Here is a 14,337-nt window from a genome sequence, read left to right as displayed (position 1 = left end):
TGTTTTTGTTATTAGTTATTTAAAATTAAAAGTAAAAAATGTGCTGCCGACCAGCTAAAATTTTGTGCTTCTAATCCTTTTCCAGTTTTTGGATGATAATTTTCTCGAATAGACATTCCTTTTTCTAAAGCGCCTTCGGTATTCTGAATAAGTTTACCCGTAAGTAAATCGACTTCTTTTTTATAACCATATTTTTCTAATCCATTGATACCAAAATAAACTTGATCTAACCAAATTGGACCTCTCCAATATCCGTCTTCTGGATTAAATTTTGGATTGTTAGCCGCCAAGGTTGGTAGCGGAACAAATGTGTTGAAAGTAATTGGGTTTAATAAATTGTTTTTAATCGCATTCGCTTGTTCAGAAGTAGCAACCTCAGTCCAAAGCGGTAAAAAACCTTCGCACCCCATTTCTTTAACGGATGTTTTTCCATCAATTGATGTGTCATAAAACCATCCAGTAGTAGCATCCCAAAATTGCGTCTGAATTTGTATTTTTAAAGTATTGCTTTCAGATTTCCATTTTTTTTCTTCATCCGCTAGTTTTAAAACTTGTGCCATCTTAGCCAAATAATTTTTTTCAGCATATAAAAATGAGTTTAAATCGACACTTTCTTGGTCTAGCGAGTAAGCCTTTTCTCCATTTTTTAATATTTTACTATTATCAAAACGTACCGCGTTGTCCATGCCACTTTCCCATTTAGCTGCAATTACACTACCATCTGTAGAGCCAAATTCACAAAGACCATCTTGATCATGATCACGTTCTTTGTACCACCAATCATGGTATTTTTTTAATTTTGGATACATTTCTTTAATGAAACTAACATCTTTATTTTGTTTGTAAATTTCCCAAACTGCCCAAGCTGCAAGTGGTGCTTTTGTATTTCTATAATTATTAGGCTCAATTGTCGTATCCCGATAAATACAATCTGGAATAAATCCGTTTGGTTCTTGATAATCAAACAAAGCACGCATTTGATTTTTAGCTAATTCAGGACTAAAGTGAGCTAATGCTGCAGCATGTTTCCAGCTATCCCACGCCCAAAAACCATGAAACCATTCGTAGTTATAGCTTGGAAATACACCTTCATGCTTTAATCCTTCTGCAGCAATTCTAGTGTTGTTTTGTAAAGTGAGGATTAATTTTGCTAGGAAAACAGAATAATCATCACCGTTATAAACCATTTTCTTTTTAGCTATTAATTGAGCTAATTCTTTTTCTTTGGCCTGTTGATTCGTACTTAAAACTGAATTGAAGGTACTTTTTGAAATTTTTATTTTTTCATTTTCCCAACTATACTGTGGAAAAATATACGATTGTGAAACTATGATTTCTTTTGTTTCATTAGGCTTTACTGTTATCAAATTTAATTTAGCACTATAGCCTTCATTCGTCGTTTCGATAACGGTGTTTTTGTCAAAAAACTGAATGTAACCAACAGCATTGCTTTTTGAAGAAATTAATTTTAGGGTTTGATTTTCTTTAGAAAACTGAATCGTATTTAGGTAAGTTTTAGAGTCAAAAACGGGATTTAAAGAAATTTTTTTTGATGAACGATTAGTAATACTTGTTTTTTGGATTGCCGTATTTCCCGAAAAGAATACCAACTGTTGTTTAACCTCAAGCAATTCATTTTGGAACAATTGTTCTAAATGACTGTTGTAACTATTTTGATTTACTAAAGATTTTTCCCAGTTGATTTCATCTTGTTTGTTGTCATTCAAAAGACGCAAGGAAACAAAAGAAGAACTTAGCCAAACACCATTTTGTTCCGTCATTAAAAATGGCCCTGAAAATCCACCCTGAATAGATCCTGGTTCAAGAAATCCAAAACCAAACCAAGCACCTTTGTCCGAAAACGCCAATGACTTACGATCGGTAGCGTTTTTTGGAAAACCTTTATAATTCAAGCTGTTTTTACTCAACTCCAAAATTGGAAATTTTGTTTGAGAAAAGGCACTTTGAAGTATCAAAAAGAATAAAAGAGTCGATATAAATTGTTTCATTTTAATATAATATTTGTTTCGATTATGCATTTTGAGATGAATCTCAGCTTTGCAGTAAAGTGGGTTTTTAAAAATGCATATTATTGCTATTCCTCTTTTAATTTATAAAAACCTTTCAAGTTGAACTTGTTTCAAGATTTGAGTTTTTAAGTTATTTAAAATTAATCTTTTAAATTTTATAAAAGAATAGTCCAACTCTTGAGTGGACTATTCTTTTTTTAGTACTAATTCTATGTGATGAGTTTAATTATTTTGTATTTCGGTTAAAGGAACTGGGTAGAAATTATTCTTTGCAGGATCAAAATTGGTGCGCCCAACAGCATCTAAAGCAGATTTTGTTTTTCCCCAACGACGTAAATCGTAAAAACGGAAATTCTCCAACGGGAATTCAATAATTCTTTCATGTTCAATTTGAGCTTTAACCGCATCATAGCTTGCACCTACCATATTTGGCATATCGGCTCTAGCTCTTACTTCATTAATAAATGGTATAGCTTCTGGAGAACGTTGTAATTCGTTTAGGGCTTCAGCTTTCATCAAAAGAACATTTGAGTATCTCATTAAAGGAACATTCATACCCAAAAATTCAGTATCCATTTGTTCTTGAGTAGGAGGTAAGTACTTGCGGAAAACAGGTTTGTCTGTAGTTCCGAATTTGTCATCATACGTTTGACCAAAAATCCTTGGATTTGCTGGGTCATTAAAATAAGGATCTTTGAAGAAAATGTTACTGTAAAGACGAGAATCGTAATTTCCTGTTGAAGCTATTTTTCCTTCTTTTTTAAATTCATTCATCAACATATCTGTAGGTAGAATTTCATCCCAACCACCTAATTCACTTGCTGCCATCCAAAAATGAAGAGCAGTACGGTAGAAAGCACCATTAGAGGTGTTTTCACTAAATTGAAGTTCAAAAATAGATTCTTTTGAGTTTTTGTTAGTTCCATTAAACATACTAACGTAATCTTTTACCAGTTCATAACCTTGTACTTTATCAAAAGCAGCAAGGGATTCAGTAAGGTAAGTTTGTTTCTGAGCTGTTTCTTCATATGCTCTAGTTAAATATGCAAATCCAAGGTAACTGTTAGCTGCACCACTAGTTGCACGCCCTGCTTTTTCTGCTGATTGAGTAGCTGGAAGCACTTGGGCAGCAGCTTTTAATTCACTTATAATAAAATCCCAAGCTTCTGTACGTTCTGAAAGAGGAGCATCTATTTGGCTTTGATCTGTAATATATTTGTTTCTGATTTTTATTTTATCCCAGTTAAGAATTAACTTTAAATGGTAATAAGCTCTTAAAAATTGCGCTTCAGCAATTATTTGATTTCTGTCTAAATCCGTAATTGCAGATGAAGGCATTTGTCCAACCTTGGTAATAACTTGATTAGCATTACTAATACCACGATAATTAAGTGTCCAATAACTTGTAAATTGACTATTGCCATTGGTGTATGTAAAATCAGCAAGTTCTACCCAATTTTGATAATTAAGGGCATCGCTTCCTAGTTTACAAATGTCTTCGCGATATGCTTCTACAGGCCATTTTACCTCAGTGAACGCATATTCGTCGACAGAGCCTTCAAGTAAGGCATATGTTGCAGAAAGACCTGCTTCGGCATCTGATTTGTTTCTCCAGAATGTTGAAGAGTCAAGTTGATCCGGTGATTCTTGATCTAGGAAATCATCACTATTGCATCCTGCTAGTGTTAATAAGCCTAAAACAGTAAAAAAATTGAATATCTTTTTCATGATTGTTTCTTTATAAATTTCTTAAAATACGTATTGTACGCCCAAAATGAATGATCTTGTGAATGGATACACGAAACGGTCTACACCAGTATCTAGTAAAGTGTTTCTTGAAAATTCTGGATCAGTACCTGAATAATTGGTAATGGTAAATAGATTTTCAGCAGTTACATAAAACCTCAGTTTGTCTATTTTGGTTGCATCTAACAGTTGTTTAGGTAAAGTATATCCAATTTGTAATTGACGCATACGAACGAAATTTCCATTTTCAAGAAAACGATCAGATTCTCTACTGTTTCCATTAGGATCCCCAAGTACAGCACGAGGAATGTCACTGTGGTTTTCTGGTGTCCATGAATTAAGGGTAGTAGCCAGCATATTTGTTCCTGAACTCATAGATTCGTAGAAATACCTGTTTCCGTTGTATAATTTATTTCCCCATCCACTTCCTATTAAAGCGCTAAAATCAAAGCCTTTGTAACTAGCACCTAGAATTAAGTTGGCTTCTAGTTTTGGTAAACCTGTACCGGTGTATTCTTTATCTTTTTCATCAATTACTCCGTCATTATTTAAATCTTTGAATTTAACATCACCTGGCTTAGCATTTGGCTGAATTATAGTACCATTATTGGTATAACTATCTACTTCGGTCATAGATTGAAAAATTCCATCAGTTCGGTATAGGTAAAAGGCACTAATTGGTGTGCCAACTCGTGCTTGAGTAGGGAAATGCTCATCACCATATTTTAGACCTTCTCCATAAATAGCTTGATCTGCATTGGCAAGAGATTCTACATTATTGTGAAGGGTACTAAAATTTAAACCTACATTATATTTGAAGTCATTAACCTGATCAGCATAATTAATTTCGAATTCAAATCCGCTGTTACTCACTTTACCAACATTAAGAATAGGATCATCAATTCCTGCAGATGGAGCTAATTTTTTTGTGATTAACAAATTGTCAGTAACATTATGATAGTAATTCATAGAACCACTAATTTTCCCGTTTTTAAGAACATAATCAATTCCAATGTTTTTAGAATCTGTCGTTTCCCATTGTAGTTTTCTGTTTTCTAATGTAGTTGCAATACTACCTGGCCATGGATTACTTCCAGTTCCTTGTACATAACCTGAGTTTAAGGAATTTCCAGAATGAATTAATGAACTAGAAGCATAGTATCCTAATGCTGCTTCATTACCTAATTGTCCCCAACTCGCACGTAATTTTAATTTAGACACAAGAAAATCTTCTGGGAAGAAATCTTCTTTATCAATTTTCCAACCTAAAGCAACCGATGGGAATGCTCCCCAACGAGTGTCTTTTCCGAATTTAGATGAACCGTCATAACGTACCGTAGCTTGAGCCAAATAACGATCTTTGTAAGAATAATTAATACGGCTGAAATAAGAAAGTCGATTGTATTGGTATTTAGATCCATCAGCTGAATAAGTTCCTCCTTTTCCTGCTCCAATGGTTTGGAAACTAGGATCTAAAAAACCTGCGGGATGCTCTATAGACACGAGTTGTCCATTTTCTACAGTATGATCCGTTGTTTTACCTTCTACTGTAATATCATTCCAGTTAGAAGAGGAAGGGTTCATGGTAGTACCTAATAAAAAGTCAAAAGAGTGATTTCCAAAAGTTTTAGCTGCCGTTATAGTATTTTCCCAAATCTGTTGATCCAAGAAAGTTCTTTGCTCCCTTTGTACTGTGTATTTTTCAGGAGATTGTACGTTTGCGATAAATGGCGGATTGTGCCATGTTTGTTGTGAGTTTAGCTCATGATAAGAGTAAGCGGTTTTAAACTTTAGCCAAGAGGTGATATTAGCAGTTATAGATATATTAGCTGTTAAATCTTGTCCTCTCGCATCACCGCTTCTATAATGCTCATCTGCAACTGGATTTGTATTAAAAGGTAAGCCGTCTTTATTTGTTAAGCCATAACCATAAGGTTCATTTGGGTCTAAAACAGGAACTAAAGGCGAAATAGCATAAACTTCTTTTAACTGAAAATTGGGTTGTTCGTTTTTAGTTGAGACATACGCTAATTTAGTATCAACATCAAAAATTGATTTTTTGAAACTAACTCTTGCGCTTGCATTTCTTTGATCAAAATTGTTATCAATAACAATTCCTTTTTCTGAGGATAAGTTTCCATAAAGAGCAAACTTAACCACACCCTGACGACCTTGAACACCTAAGCCATAATTTTGTGCTAATCCAGAACGGAAAACCTGATCTTGCCAATCTGTATTATTTTCTATCGGATTAGTAATGTATGCAGGTAATGCAACTGGAGTATTAGCATATTTATTGTATTCATCATACATTCTTTTATGAACGGTTTGATAACCTTGGGAATCTAATAAATCTAATGTTTTGGCTGTTGTTGTACTTTTTACAAAAGAAGTAAAATCAACTTTCATTCCTTCTTTTTGCCCCGATTTTGTTGTAACAATGATTACACCGTTTGCGGCTACAGATCCATAAATTGCTGCTGCAGCACCATCTTTAAGAACCTCCATTGATTCAATATTTGTAGGATTGACTGAATTTATATCTCCTTGAAAACCATCTATAATGTATAATGGGTTTGTATTTCCAAAAGTATTAATTCCTCTAATCTTAACGTTTACAGTAGCACCAGCAGTTCCTCCTGTTTTTTGAACATTTACTCCTGGGACTAAACCTTGAAGTGCTTCTGCAGCATTATTGGTTCCTCGAGCTTCCAAGCTTTCTTTTTTTATAGTAGAAATTGCTCCGGTAACATTTCCTTTTTTGATGGTTCCATAACCAATAACAACCACTTCGTCTAACTTGTTATTTTCTTCCTGAAGTACAACGTTTAATTCTTTGCTATTTTGCACAGGAACCTTTAGTGTGTTAAATCCAATATAGGTAAAAGTTAAAGTAGGATTTTTTATATCAGAAGGAATTTGTAATGTAAATTTTCCGTTTTCATCACTATTTGTTCCAATAGTAGTTGCATCTAAAGTTACATTTACTCCAGGTAGTAAAATGCCTTTACTATCCGTTATTTTTCCTGAAATGGTTTTTTGCAATTGACTATTTTGTGCAAAATTGATGTTTGGTAGCCAGAGGCATAACAGGAAGAGGACAAAATTGTGCCTCCTAATCAATGAGATTGTTTTTTTCATTTGTTAATGGTTTTAGTTAATTTTAGATTCTCTTTTTTTAGGTATTCTTTTTTTAAAAATGGCATACGAAATCCTGTTTACATTATGTAAAGCATTTTTTTCCGTAAAAACATTATGAATTATAAATCGAATTTGATTCCCTGAGCTAAGGGTAAACTTGTAGTATAATTAATTGTATTGGTTTGACGGCGCATATAGACTTTCCAAGCATCAGAACCGGATTCTCTGCCTCCACCAGTTTCTTTTTCTCCTCCAAAAGCTCCACCAATTTCAGCTCCAGAAGTTCCGATGTTTACATTGGCAATGCCGCAATCAGAACCCGTGACAGATAAAAATCTTTCGGCTTCACGCAGATTGTTGGTCATAATGGCAGATGATAATCCTTGTGCTACTCCGTTTTGAACATCGATTGCATTTTCGACAGTTCCAGAATATTTGATCAAATATAATACTGGGGCAAAAGTTTCATGTTGAACAATTTCAAAGGAGTTATCTGCTTCAGCAATTGCAGGTTTTACATAGCATCCGCTTTCATAACCTTCGCCAGAAAGCACATCACCTTCAACAAGAATTTTACCGCCTTCTTCAATCACTTTTGTCAAAGCATTATTATAAAATTCAACCGCCTGTTTATCAATTAACGGTCCAACGTGATTTTTCTCGTCTAATGGATTTCCAATTCTCAATTGTCCGTAAGCCGATACAACGGCATCTTTTACTTTATCATAAATACTTTCGTGAATAATCAAACGACGAGTAGAAGTACAACGTTGACCAGCCGTACCAACAGCTCCAAAAACAGCTCCGATAACGGTCATTTTAATATCAGCATCTGGCGTTACAATAATCGCATTGTTTCCACCTAACTCCAACAACGATCTTCCTAAACGGCCAGCCACAGTTTGAGCAACAATTTTACCCATACGTGTAGAACCGGTTGCTGAGATTAGGGGTACACGAACATCGCTACTTAATAATGCTCCTATTTTGTAATCGCCATTGACTAGACAAGAAATTCCTTCAGGAAGGTTGTTTTCTTTTATAACTTCGGCAATGATATTTTGACAGGCAATACTACAAAGAGGTGTTTTTTCAGAGGGTTTCCAAACACAAACATCTCCACAAATCCAAGCCAATGCTGTATTCCAAGCCCAAACTGCTACGGGAAAATTAAAGGCAGAAATAATTCCGACAACACCCAGCGAATGGTATTGCTCATACATTCTATGTCCTGGACGCTCAGAGTGCATCGTTAATCCGTGTAACTGACGTGAAAGTCCCACAGCAAAATCGCAGATGTCAATCATCTCTTGGACTTCGCCATATCCTTCTTGCAATGATTTCCCCATTTCATAAGAAACCAATTTCCCTAAGGCTTCTTTGTTTTGACGCAATTTATCTCCAAACTGACGCACAATTTCACCACGTTGTGGAGCTGGCATCAATCGAAATGTTTTGAATGCAGCTGTAGCTGAACTCATTACTTTTTCATAATCTTCAGTAGTAGAAGTTTTTACTTTTGCAATTAATTGCCCATCTACAGGTGAATAACTTTCAAGGATTTCACCATTTGAAAAATTATTTACACCTGTTGAAGTTCCATCATTAATTTCCTTTATTCCCAATTGAGATAAAGCTTCTTTAATTCCAAATTGTAATGCTATTGATGTCATTGTACTAGTCTCTTATTTTGATGTGGTTGCGTCGTGTTTAAAATGATATTTTTCTTTGGTGGTTTTATTAAATGCTTTGTAGTTTTACATCAGTGCTTTCAAAAATTTTATCAGCAGAGGAAGTTATAAAACCTTGATACAACTCCCCATTTGACATAGGATAACGAAGAGCAAATTCATAATAACAAGAGGGAATTTGTAAAGATCCTTCTTTAAAATCAACCATATGTAAATCGGCCAATGTGCTTGATTGCTCTAGTAATTGCTCAGGAGTTCCTTTGATTTTTCCTCCAGAAGCATTTAGTTTCCAACCACTATCTTCTAAGAAAGCATTTAAGTCTTGTAGGGTATCAAAATCTTTTAAAGCATTGACGTTTATGGTAAAATGGTTAGCACGGAATCCATAAATATACATCCAAGCGGCATATTCAGATTCTTCTAATAATTGGTTGTAAATTTCTTGAGAATTTGACTCCCAAACACTACCGCAAATCACCAATTCAGGATTGCTAAAAGTAGCTTGATCGCAATTATCTAAAATGGTGTTTACGGTTTCTTGTAATTTTTGAGAACATTTTTCTAACTCTAATTCGGATATAAAAATTCGTGGAGCATTTTTATCGGTAGTATGTTCATAATGCTTGGCAAATAATTTTTTTGATTCAAAAACATATTTTCCTTTTTCTTCATAGCCAAGTTCTAGAAAAAGTCTTTCTAAAACATTAATATTTACACGCGAATCATTAAATGTTCGAATAGCTATGTGATCATTTTTTATTTCTTCACCTTTTCGCTCTAGTAGATCGTGAATTTTTTTTGCAGATGGAGTAATTTCAGCATATTGCTCCCACAATTTTGACAGTAATTTAGTTGTATTCATTTTTAACGTATTTAGTATGATATTAAAGGCATTCTTCTTGACAATTCTTTTTCAATAATACTTTCACCAAAACTTCTTTTTTTAAATAATGTGCTGTGGATATGACATTGTCACAAATCCAAAATGCATTAGAACAGAAAGCAAAAAATTAGACGTTTTAAAGACTGTTGTTGATTTTTTGATCTTCGTAATAATTTATTTGCTAGTTAAATTATTATTCAATTTTAATTTTAAGTTTTGGGCTCACAAATATTAAATTATTTCAAGATAAAGCATCAAAAAGAAACTTTACTTGACCTTTACATCCTTAAACAAAACCATTGTAGATAGTGGTTTTAACAAAGAATTATCCATGTCAACACTGCATTTTTAATGGGATCGAGATTAAAAAATAAAAAACAGTTTTTTTCATTATTACATTCTGATCAAAATGAAAATTCAATCATAGAAAAAATAAAAGTGTATTTTAAAGTAAGAATATATTGTTGATTGGTTTGATATAAGAATACCAATTATGAAGTTATTGGTAAGAAATGGAGTGAAACTTTACACTAAAAAAAAACTACACAACGCTAATTGTATCTTAACACCTAATAAAATGCATCAACAGCATAAAATAAAAAGCAGCACTTATAAAGCAAAAAACAGTTCCAAAATTAATTTCGAAACTGTTTACTGATTTTTCATTATTAGTCTTATGAACGGTATTTATTATGAAAGACTAGGGATAATACTTGAAGATGTCCAAAAAGGTTAATAGCCTAAATGTTTTCCAGATAATTAACTAGGTTGTCTTTGTTTTCTAATCCTAATTTTTTTCTTAGTCTATGCCTTCCAATTTCTACTGAATTAGCAGAGATATTATTAATATTTGCTATTTCCTTAGAGCTAAGTTTTAGTTTAACCTGTACCGCCAACTGAATGTCTTTATCCGTTAAATTAGGATGTTTTTCTTTAATTCTAAATAAAAAATCACTTTGTAGAGTTTCTATGTTTGAGTGAAATTGTTGAATATCTTCATTTAAATCAAATTTAAAAGTGTAATCGTTTATAAGCGCATTGATGTCTTGTTTAAGTACGCTTAAATCGGTAAATTTTAAATTTTTTAAAGATTTTGTCAGATCCTTATAAATATTAGTTCTTTGAGAAATGAACAAAGCTAAATTTGTAAGTTCTTTAGTTCTAAAATCCAATCTGCGTTCTAAATTCTCCTGCAATAGAAATTGTGATTTTAATTTTTCCTTCGAAAGTTGATGATTTTTTAGATAAATAGCTTTTTTCTTTTTTATATTATTCCATAGCGAAGCTATTATTAGAATTCCTATGATCGCCAATAGTAAAGAGCCAATCAATAAGGATTTTCTCTTCTGTGCTTCCAACTGGTGTTGTTGTTCTAATAACTTGATTTCAGATTCGCGTCGTTCAGCCTCATATAAAATCCGCATTTCAGCCAACTTTTCACTTTTTTTGCTTGTGAAAACTTCAGCGTTACTATTAGTATATTTCCTGTAAAAATGGAAAGCCTGCTTATAATTATTTAATGCTAAATAATAATCGGACATAATTTTATCATTCTCTAAAAGTAGTTCCTTTTTGTTACCCAATACCTTAATAATATTCCTAGATTCTTCTAACAATAAATAACATTCTTCATAATTTTTAAGTTTTAAGTGTACTATGGCAAGTTCATGAAGAATATAAACCTTTTTATAGTCATATTTAATTTGACTCTCAATAACCAGTGCAGACTCTAAGAATTTTTTGGCCAAATTGAGTTCATTAATTTTGCGATAGCAAATGCCCATATTTTTCATAGTTTCTGCAATCCTATCCATATTATTAGAATCTTCTATGAGCTTTAAAGATTTTTTAAAAAAAAATAATGCCAAATTATAATCGCCTTTGCCATCATGAATTATTCCAATACTGTTATAACTGTATGCAATTCGTTGCTTGTCGCCTATTTTTTCATGTATGATTAAAGCTTGGTTATGATAATCTAATGCTTTTTCATAATACCCAATGTCATAGTACAACCAGCCAAGTGTGCGTAAGGTAAAGGCGAGATCATAATCATTTCCGATGGCTTTTCGTACTTCTAAGGATTGTAATCCGTATTTTAAAGCTTTGTCATAGATATTATTAAACAAATAACCCTGACACAAATTTATTAGTGCTAGCCCTTCTTGGTCTTTATTTTTAAACTCAATTGATAAACGTAAAGCTTCCGAGCCATATTTCAAAGTTTTATTAGGATCGGTGGTCCAGTATATCTCGGCAATTCTATTTAATAAAGACATTTTCTTTTCTCCTTTAGATGTAGGCAAGATTGTTAACAAACTGTCTAGTTCAACCTGTGAATCACTTGGATTTTCATCCCATATATTTTTCTGAGAGTGGGCTGTAAAACAGATGAATATAAAACTAATAAGTAGGAGATGGGCGATTTTTTTCATTACAAAAAATTTTAAAGACAAAGAAATACCTTTATTATGAAGCTTTTTAAGTCTTCAAATATCATCAATATTTATGTATTTATGTTGAGTTTTGTCTACTTAAAATAAGTTGAAAACCAGATGGTAATATTGTGGTGATCATTATTATTGCAATGTGATTTCATAAGAAATTCATTTACAGATGTTTTTTCTAGTAATGATGTGGGTAAAATTTATAAAATTTCGTAGGTCTAACGATTAATTTTTAAATCTTTTGCGATTGTACTTTAAACTTTACAACAAGAAGTAAACGGCAACTAAAACGGCAACTAAAAAAAATAAAAGCCTCGTAATTAGTTAATTACAAGGCTTTTTGTGGAATCGCCGAGAATCGAACCTAAGCCCGAAAACCCGTGCTATTACGGATATTTTACTTTGTAAAATCTGGTATGCCACGATGTTGCCACAAGTTTAAAAATTCCTTGAAATCTTTGAATTTTAAACTTTCCTGCATGAAACTGATTGACTTTAAAAGAACGACATAATACAATGATTACTACAAAAGTAAACATTATTTAAGAACTATAAACTTATTGGCAAGTGATTAATGCACTCAAATCATATTTGCGACTTCTACTTGTAGTGTTAAAGTGTTGTGCATACCGCCGAACAAATTCTGAGTATAGGTTCTCAGACGGTATAGTTGCACAATATTCTATGATTTATGCTATAAAAATTTTGATTACATGTCAATTAAGAAAAAGCCTTACGATTTGTAAGGCTTTATTGTTATTTCCACTTCACTTCTATATCCTGGATGGTATGATGGGCGGTAATTGATATATCCCATTTGCTGTAACTCCTTAAAGTATTTATGGTAGGTAGGTAGTGTACTGATATGTGAAAGCGACATTATTTTGCTGCGACTTACTTTAATTATCTTCGTGTGTCCTTGTCTATATCCGAGGCAAAGAATAGCACTTAAAAGAGCGAAATGCCAAACATTAAGCCTGGGATCCTCTTCTAAAATGGAAAGGTATCTTGAAAGTTTTTGCAGTCTCATATTAGTTTTTATCGCTGAACAGATTCATTAAATCTGATTTGCTATAATAATAAGATCCTAAAACTTTTTTGAAGCGCACTTTTCCCGTTATCCGGAGATTCTGTAACGATGCAGCAGACATATCCATTAGTTTCCTGACAACACGGCTTTTAAGCCATTCTGGATTTAAGCCACCTTCTTCTTTATTTTGGTTTTTCTCTATAATTTTTTTGAACTGCTCCACTAGCAATAGACCAAATTGGCTTAAATCATCTTTAGTTATATTATCGTTCATCTTCGCGCCTCCTATCTTAATTTGTTAAATAATGAGTGAAATTAAGGAGTAATTTTTTAGACTTTTGAAAAAGGTATTTCATGTCCTTGTTAGGCTTTTAATGTCTGAGAGTAGGTGTTTAGATGGGTTGAACTTTTTTGTGAATGAATCCTGAAGAAATATGATAATATTTTAAAAAAGCATCAGTCTTCGTACTTAAATTGTCTAGAAAAAAATATTGCTAGTTGTTATAACGCAGTATCTTATTTTTATGAAGAATATCTATCAGAAAAAGGATTATATAACTAGTGGTAACAGATTTAATGATGGCATTAATTCTAAAGTATTTTCATACTAACAAATGTCGAACTTTTTTTTATTGAAGATCTCAAAAGCTAAATCCAAAATGCCGATAACGGTATATACTGTTATTCGTACTATAATGATAATACTCGTTTTGTTGCTTTTGTTATTGGGAGTTGCTGCAAAATATTGGTACTACTACAATAAATATTACAAATAATTAATAATCATTATAAATAATTATTAATTATAAAAATAAAAATCTTATTTTTACAGCCTTGAAATTTGCAAACATCATATTATCAATTATCATCGTAGTTCTTTCCTGTATGCCTTGTGCAGATAAGGAACAAGATGTATCGTTTGAAAAAATGACTATAAACAATACTTCAAAACAGCATCACCATAAAGATGTTTGTTCCCCTTTGTGTGTTTGTAATTGTTGTGGATGTCAAGGTTACGTTCACAACACTATTTGTTCTTATAATATCTTTTCGGTTAAAACTATAATTGATAAAAATCTTCCTGAATACAAATCAATTATTACTTCCAATTTCTTCGGGAGTATTTGGCTACCCCCACAAATTATTGCTTAATTTTTTTGATGATTAAAAGAATACAATTCTACTTGATAGAGTTAGTTACAAAGTTTTCTTTATTTAAATTAATTACAGTTATAGATATAATAATGGCAAAGCAAAAAACAAAAAGACCGAACAACCCTAAACCTAAATCCAAAAAGCCAATAACGGTTTACACTGTTATTCGTACTATAATGATAATACTACTTTTGTTGCTTTTGTTATTGGGAGT

General features: G+C 32.5%; 8 protein-coding genes. 1 reads left to right on the top strand and 7 read right to left on the bottom strand.

Translation table 11 applies throughout. The annotated features are described in order from the left end of the window. Positions 1 to 11: 11 nt before the first annotated feature. From HQN62_RS14340 to HQN62_RS14310, 7 genes are all read right to left on the bottom strand, one after another. A complete protein-coding gene (locus HQN62_RS14340) occupies positions 12 to 2,009 on the bottom strand; it encodes an MGH1-like glycoside hydrolase domain-containing protein (RefSeq protein WP_254454444.1) in 1,998 nt (665 codons plus the stop codon). A gap of 243 nt (positions 2,010 to 2,252) precedes the next feature. Continuing rightward, on the bottom strand, positions 2,253 to 3,758 hold the full coding sequence (locus HQN62_RS14335) for a RagB/SusD family nutrient uptake outer membrane protein (protein ID WP_173504891.1): 1,506 nt from the start codon (positions 3,756 to 3,758) through the stop codon (positions 2,253 to 2,255). 21 nt (positions 3,759 to 3,779) lie between these two features. Continuing rightward, entirely contained in the window at positions 3,780 to 6,917 is a 3,138-nt protein-coding gene (locus HQN62_RS14330; protein WP_173504890.1) for a SusC/RagA family TonB-linked outer membrane protein, read from the bottom strand. A gap of 119 nt (positions 6,918 to 7,036) precedes the next feature. Beyond that, complete coding sequence (gene amaB, locus HQN62_RS14325; RefSeq protein WP_173504889.1) at positions 7,037 to 8,590, bottom strand: L-piperidine-6-carboxylate dehydrogenase; 1,554 nt, start codon at positions 8,588 to 8,590, stop codon at positions 7,037 to 7,039. 67 nt (positions 8,591 to 8,657) lie between these two features. Continuing rightward, positions 8,658 to 9,470, bottom strand: a complete 813-nt coding sequence (locus tag HQN62_RS14320; RefSeq protein WP_173504888.1) for a DUF1338 domain-containing protein — start codon at positions 9,468 to 9,470, stop codon at positions 8,658 to 8,660. Positions 9,471 to 10,231: 761 nt separating this feature from the next. Then, positions 10,232 to 11,926, bottom strand: coding sequence for a tetratricopeptide repeat protein (locus HQN62_RS14315; protein ID WP_173504887.1), 1,695 nt, complete (start codon positions 11,924 to 11,926; stop codon positions 10,232 to 10,234). A 1,043-nt stretch (positions 11,927 to 12,969) separates the two neighbouring features. Continuing rightward, positions 12,970 to 13,242 carry a DNA-binding protein gene (locus HQN62_RS14310; RefSeq protein ID WP_173504886.1) on the bottom strand — a complete coding sequence of 91 codons (273 nt, stop codon included), beginning with the start codon at positions 13,240 to 13,242 and terminating at the stop codon, positions 12,970 to 12,972. A gap of 560 nt (positions 13,243 to 13,802) precedes the next feature. On the opposite strand from HQN62_RS14310, the gene HQN62_RS14305 reads away from it, so the two are divergent. Continuing rightward, on the top strand, positions 13,803 to 14,120 hold the full coding sequence (locus HQN62_RS14305; RefSeq protein ID WP_173504885.1) for a hypothetical protein: 318 nt from the start codon (positions 13,803 to 13,805) through the stop codon (positions 14,118 to 14,120). Positions 14,121 to 14,337: the final 217 nt, after the last annotated feature.

The sequence above is a fragment of the Flavobacterium sp. M31R6 genome (assembly GCF_013284035.1).
Taxonomy (GTDB): Bacteria; Bacteroidota; Bacteroidia; order Flavobacteriales; family Flavobacteriaceae; genus Flavobacterium.
This window is presented reverse-complemented; position numbering and strand designations above follow the sequence as displayed.

What these genes read in the sequence shown, in the direction of transcription:
- HQN62_RS14340 (WP_254454444.1), bottom strand. Translation starts at nt 2,009, where the DNA reads ATGAAACAATTTATATCGACTCTTTTATTCTTTTTGATACTTCAAAGT.
- HQN62_RS14335 (WP_173504891.1), bottom strand. Translation starts at nt 3,758, where the DNA reads ATGAAAAAGATATTCAATTTTTTTACTGTTTTAGGCTTATTAACACTA.
- HQN62_RS14330 (WP_173504890.1), bottom strand. Translation starts at nt 6,917, where the DNA reads ATGAAAAAAACAATCTCATTGATTAGGAGGCACAATTTTGTCCTCTTC.
- amaB (WP_173504889.1), bottom strand. Translation starts at nt 8,590, where the DNA reads ATGACATCAATAGCATTACAATTTGGAATTAAAGAAGCTTTATCTCAA.
- HQN62_RS14320 (WP_173504888.1), bottom strand. Translation starts at nt 9,470, where the DNA reads ATGAATACAACTAAATTACTGTCAAAATTGTGGGAGCAATATGCTGAA.
- HQN62_RS14315 (WP_173504887.1), bottom strand. Translation starts at nt 11,926, where the DNA reads ATGAAAAAAATCGCCCATCTCCTACTTATTAGTTTTATATTCATCTGT.
- HQN62_RS14310 (WP_173504886.1), bottom strand. Translation starts at nt 13,242, where the DNA reads ATGAACGATAATATAACTAAAGATGATTTAAGCCAATTTGGTCTATTG.